At 66.0% G+C, this 5,710-nt stretch carries 4 protein-coding genes; 1 reads left to right on the top strand and 3 read right to left on the bottom strand.

Features of this window, described 5'->3' with window-relative positions:
• The coding region (locus AC1DJN_RS20370; protein WP_478039997.1) for a protein kinase family protein at window positions 1-2,319 on the bottom strand (2,319 nt) is incomplete at its 3' end.
• Window positions 2,320-2,543: 224 nt separating this feature from the next.
• Entirely contained in the window at window positions 2,544-3,509 is a 966-nt protein-coding gene (locus AC1DJN_RS20365; RefSeq protein WP_442251105.1) for an AraC family transcriptional regulator, read from the bottom strand.
• Between the two features lie 190 nt (window positions 3,510-3,699).
• On the opposite strand from AC1DJN_RS20365, the gene AC1DJN_RS20360 reads away from it, so the two are divergent.
• Window positions 3,700-4,857: an MFS transporter gene (locus tag AC1DJN_RS20360; protein WP_442251106.1), complete on the top strand. Its 1,158-nt coding sequence runs from the start codon at window positions 3,700-3,702 to the stop codon at window positions 4,855-4,857.
• A gap of 142 nt (window positions 4,858-4,999) precedes the next feature.
• On the opposite strand, the gene AC1DJN_RS20355 is transcribed toward AC1DJN_RS20360, so the two are convergent.
• A partial coding sequence (locus AC1DJN_RS20355; protein ID WP_478039995.1) for a LysR substrate-binding domain-containing protein occupies window positions 5,000-5,710 on the bottom strand: 711 nt, incomplete at its 5' end.

Below are 5,710 nucleotides of genomic sequence, written 5' to 3'. Positions count from 1 at the left end.
GTCCTCGTACAGGCGCACATCACTGACCAGGCCTGCGCGTGCATAGCAGCCTTCCAGCAGATCGTGGCTGAGGATGCGGTTCTCGGGCAGGCGGCCCTCCAGCGCATGCTCGAAGGCGTCGACGTCATAGATACCCTTGCCCACGAACGAGCCTTCGTCGAACAGGTCCTGGTAGACGTCGGAAACCATGCGCGTGTACGGATCGATGCCGGGCTCGCTGCCGAACATTCTGGCAAAACGCGAGGTGCGGCGCCGGCCCAGGCTGGTGCCGACGCTGGGCTGCAGGATGCCGTAGCCCTCCACCACGCGTTGCAGCTGCGGATCGAAGCGCGGGCGGTTGAGCGGGTGCGCCAAGGTGGCGACGAACGCGCGTGCCGCATCCCGCGGAAGCTGCGTGTCCGAGTCCAGCGTGATGACGTAACGGACGCCGATCAGGGCCGCCGCGTCTCCGACGATGCGCATGAACGCCGCCGCATCGCCTTGGCGGAGCAGGGCATTGAGCGCGGCCAGCTTGCCTCGCTTGCGCTCGTGGCCCATCCACACACCTTCGCCCGGATTCCATTGCCTGGGCCGGTGCAGCAGGTAGAAGCGGTCGCCGCGCTCGGGCGCGTAGCGATGGTTCAGTTCCTCGATCCGTGCCACGGCGTGCGCAAGCAGAGCGTCGTCCATCGGCGCCTGTGCTGCTGGCGCGTCGAGAAAATCCGTCAACAACACGAAGCGCAGCTGGGGATCGCGGTTGGCCAGGAAACGCACCTCCAGCGCTTCGACCAGAACGTCGATGCCGTCGACGCTGGACAGCATCGAGGGGACCGCGACCACGGTGGCGCACGCGGCAGGAATGCCTTCGCTGAAATCGAGCTTGGGAAGCGGCCTGGGGGCGACCAGCACCGTCGCGGTCCAGTTCACCAGCACGATGCCGAGTTCACTGAACACCAGCAGCCCGAGCAGCGCGGCCAGCCAGACAGGTACCGAGCCGCTGCCGGTTGCCAGCAGGCCGCTGGTGGCCAGCACCGCCAGCAGGCCGATCGGCAGCAGGTACAGCGCAAGCGGCACGCGATGCGCCAGTCGACGTGCCTTGCGGTGGCGCGGTGCTGCCTCGGCCACCGCCGCAACAGTGGTCTGCAGGCCTTCGCCGACCAGCCAGTAGCCCACGTGCGTGCGTGGGCCGTCCGCCGGCGTAGCCGCCCGTGCCAGGTCCAGCGCGATGGTCGCAACGCGTTCCTCGGCGATGCGGCTGCCGCGGGCAATCTTCTCCACCACATGGCGGTAGGCATCGCGGGTGCCGAAATCCATCTGCGCATAGACGCCCATGGGGTCTTCCCGCAGCCGCTGCTCGACCACACTCATGTCTTCGACAAAGGTGCGCCAATCCATGGTGGAGAGGAAACGCAGGCTGCCGATGCTGTTGCCGATGGAGACCTGGTCGGCCGCCTGCTGCTGCCCCTCGGCGGCAACCAGTTCGTCGATGCGCTGCCCAGCCGCTGCCGCCCACTGTTCCAGCCACGCGATGGGCATGGCCCACGCGCCGCCGCGCCCCTGCAGCGAGCGCGTCAGCTCGGCGATGAACGCGCCGGTCAGCGGCGGCGCGGATCGCGCCATGTCGGCAACCACCAGGACCACATCAGTAGGGGTGTCGGACGCCGCGCGATTGAGCTGGTCGGCCCACTGCGCAGCCAGGCGGCGGTCGGTCCCATCGCGCATCACCCGCGCGGCCATGCGCCGCAGGTTCTCCAGCAGCGCCAGGCGCAGCATGATCGGAACGGCCCACAGTTCGCCCAGGCTCAGCGGCGCGAGCGACTGGTACGAGGCGATGAAGCGGCCCAGCGTATCGGCGTCAATGCGGCCGTCACCGTGCGCGATCGCCTGCATCGACAGCTCATACACCCGTGGCAACCCGGCCGATGGGCCGGAGGCAAGTGAAGGCAACTGGCGGCTGTAGCCGCGCGGCAGGTGGCGTCGCGCGGTCTGGATCTGTTCTTCGACCAGGTAGTAGTTGTCGAGCAGCCATTCCCCCGCCGGGGTGACCGGCCGCTGTTCGCGCACCACGCTGCTCAGCAGCGTGTTGGCGTCTTCCAGCACGCGCTCGTTGGCCTGCAGTCGTTCGAGCAGGCGCTCCGGGCTGGGGCGCAACCGCACGCGATGCTGTCGCGCAAGTGCGCGGCCGTACTCCTCCATCTGTTCAACGTTGTACAGCGCGGCACGCAGTGGGCCCTCGGTGGCCTCGATGGCCGGGGCCGAGGCCTGGTGCTCACGCCAGCGCCAACGCACACGACGACGCAGGCGCAGCCAGCGGCCAAAAAGACGACGAAGGTGGGGCATAGGTTACCGATGGGGGCAGGGCGCGTCCTGCATGGTTGCATTGCAGGGGCCGTGGTAACTGTGAAGGCCGGGCCCGGTTGGCGTGGTCGCCGCTCAATGCGGTCTGATCCTGAGGCGACCCGGAGTCAGCAAGGCAAGGGTAGTGCCGGCCGCTGGCCGGCAACGCGCCATCCATCGCGCTCCTCGACTACGATGGATGCCGAGCCTGCTCGGCGCACTTCTTTCTATGTCGAGGCCAAGGCGCGCCCGCGCCGGGTCGCCCCAGGCGAGTGCCCGATGACGCGCTTGTAGGCGCGACTGAAAGCGGCCTGCGACGCGTAGCCGAGGCGCTCTGCCACTACCTCGATCGGTAGGCTCTGGTGGGTCAGCCATTGACTTGCCAATTGCATTCGCAGCTCAGTCACGTACCGCAGGGGTGCGGTTCCAATAACTGTCTGGAACCGATCTGCAAAGACAGAGCGTGAGACGTTGGATTCTGCGGCCAGCGCTTCGACGGTCCAGTCACGCCCGGGGTCTCTGTGCAGGGCAAGCAACGACAGCGATAGACGCGGGTCGCGCATGGCCATGACCAGGCCGGATGCGCCGTCGCAACCGCGCTCGACCCAGTCACGAACGATCATGGCGGCCACTGCATCCGCCAGCCGGGAGAGTATTCCTGCATATCCGATACGTCCGGAGCAGACCTCGCGCTTCATCGCGTCGACCATGGGCAACAGCCCAGGGAACTGCGTGCCGTTGCCATCGGCCAACATCACCGCCGGCATCACCTTGCTCAGCCCTTGCATGCCGCCCAGATCGAACACCATGCAGCCGTGGAAGAGCACTGCGCTCGGCACGGCGTGCGTGCTCGGGCACGTGTCTATGCCGCTCACCGCGTCACCCAGCGGGGCTGCGTCTATCGTTTCCAGGCACTGGACGGGGTGCTCGTCGCCCGACAGCAACGCGTGTCCTTCTCCGCGGGGAAGAAGCACGACATCCCCGTCAGACAGGCGGTGTTGGCTGCCGTCCGCGCCACGAAGAACGGCAGTGCCCACTGCCAGGTAATGGAAGTAGGCATGGCCTGGCTTCGGAGGAAATCCAAGCCCAAAGGTCGGCCCGGTCTGAATGCGTCGGTATTGAACGCCATGCAGCCGCATGCCGGTCAGCAGCTCGCTGATCAGGTCGGTGGGCTGGGATGGAGCGTGGCTCATGAGACGACCCGGGGTTTCGATCAAAAATACAGGTCATGCAATCATAGATCATCCGGGCGTGGCTCCCTAGACTCTCGGCTGCACGATTGCACTGGGATCTTTGATGAGTAATGACGTAGCTGATGCCGCAGACGCACCTGATTCTGTGGCCTGGAGTAGCGGGGAACCTTCTTCGTCGGCATGGGTAGCGGTGTTTTCGCTGGCCATGGGTGTCTTCGGGCTGCTCACCGCCGAATATCTGCCTGCCAGCCTGCTGACGCCGATGGCGGCGGACCTTGGGGTGTCGGAGGCGCTGGCTGGTCAAGCAGTGACGGTCACCGCTGTAGTGGCCCTGTTCGCTGGCCTGCTGGTGCCGCGGCTCACCCGTTCGATAGACCGGCGCCTGGTGCTGTTGAGTTTCACGGGTCTGATGATCCTCTCCAACGCCCTGGTGGCATTGTCGTCCAGCATGGGCGTCCTGCTGGTGATGCGCGTCCTTCTGGGCATCGCGCTGGGCGGTTTCTGGAGCATGGCAGCGGCCGTGGCCATGCGGTTGGTGCCGCCGCAGCGCGTGCCTCGCGCGCTTTCCATCATTTTCAGCGGCATTGCGGTCGGCACCGTGGTTTCCGTTCCTTTGGGGAGCTACCTGGGAGGTCTGCTGGGCTGGCGCAGCGCCTTCTGGGCTGCGACGGCGGTAGGTGGACTCACGTTTGCGTTCCAGTGGTTCACGCTGCCCCGAATGGCCCCGCGCAAGGCGGCAGTCCCAGAGTCGGTGGTGGGGCTCCTGCGCCGGCCAGGCGTTGCGGTAGGCATGCTGGGCTGCGTTCTGGCGCACACCGGTCAGTACTCGCTCTTTACGTACATCCGCCCAACGTTGGAGAGCCTGGGGCAGATGAGCGCGGATGGCCTGGCGCTGATTCTGCTGGGATTCGGGGTGGCGAATTTCGTTGGCACCCTGCTGGCCGGCTGGCTCATGGAGCGCAGCTTGAAAGTCACGTTGGTGATCATGCCCGCCTTGGTTGGCGCAGCCGCGCTGGGCATGCTCCTGTTTCCGGTGGGCGTTGGCGGGCTGTCGGTCCTGGTCGCGCTCTGGGGCCTGGCCTTCGGTGGCGTGCCCGTGGCCTGGTCGAGCTGGGTTGCACGTGCGGTGCCCGATCAGGCCGAGAGCGCCGGCGGGATGGTGGTCGCTGCTGTGCAGTCTTCCATCGCCGCGGGTGCCGCTTTGGGCGGCCTGGTGTTCGGGTTCGGGGGCATTGTTGCCGTGCTCACCGTTGCTGCGGCGGTGATGCTCATCGCGAGCCTGCTCATTGCGTTCCGTGTCAGGGTGAGTTCGGCGACGTTGTCGGCGGGTCCGGTGTTTCACATCTAGCCGTCATCTGTCCTGAGCGTCCTACTGGGTATCAAGCCGGTGATCGACCGGGTATTTTCGTGCGCTGAAGTACCTGAGGCGTTCAGCCGGCGCGGGCAATGCTGGACGCGCTGATCTTGTCGGCCTGGTGTCGCCCCGGACCTCAGGCATCTCGCCTCAGCCAGGCCACCAGCGCCGAAAATGCCGGCGAGGGCTGCCGACGGTTCGGGTAATACAGGTGATAACCGGGGAAAGGCAAGCACCACTTGTCCAGCACGGCAACCAGCCGCCCCTCGGCAATGTGGTCGGCAACCATCGGCTCAGGCGCATACGCCAGGCCCAGTCCATCCAGTGCGGCATTGATGACGTGGATCATGCTGTTGAACACCAGTTGCCCATCACCGCGCACGGTGAATTCCTTGCCCTTCTCTTCGAACTCCCAGGCATAGATGGCGCCGTTCGGGCGATGCCGGATGTGCACGCAGCGATGTTGCGTGATATCGGCAGGCTTCCTTGGCTTGGCGTGCCTCTCGAAGTAGTCGGGGGATCCAACCACCACCAGGCGCCAATCCGGTCCGACCCTGACCGCGATCATGTCCTTGCTGAGCGCCTCACCCAGCCGGATGCCGGCGTCGAAGCGCTGTTCAACCACATTGGTGAAGCCGTAATCGACGTAGAACTCAAGTGTGATGTCCGGATACTCGGCGAGGAAACCGGCAAGGCGAGGGCGGACGATGGTCTCCATGGAATCGTCCGTACAGGAGATACGAAGAGTTCCGGCCGGGCGGTCGCGCAGATCCCCCAGTGCCTCGACGCTGGCGACGATGGCCTCGAAATGCGGTGCAATGGAGCGCATCAGGCGCTCGCCCGCCTC

Source organism: Stenotrophomonas sp. 05L414_2 (genome assembly GCF_056397905.1).
This window is presented reverse-complemented; position numbering and strand designations above follow the sequence as displayed.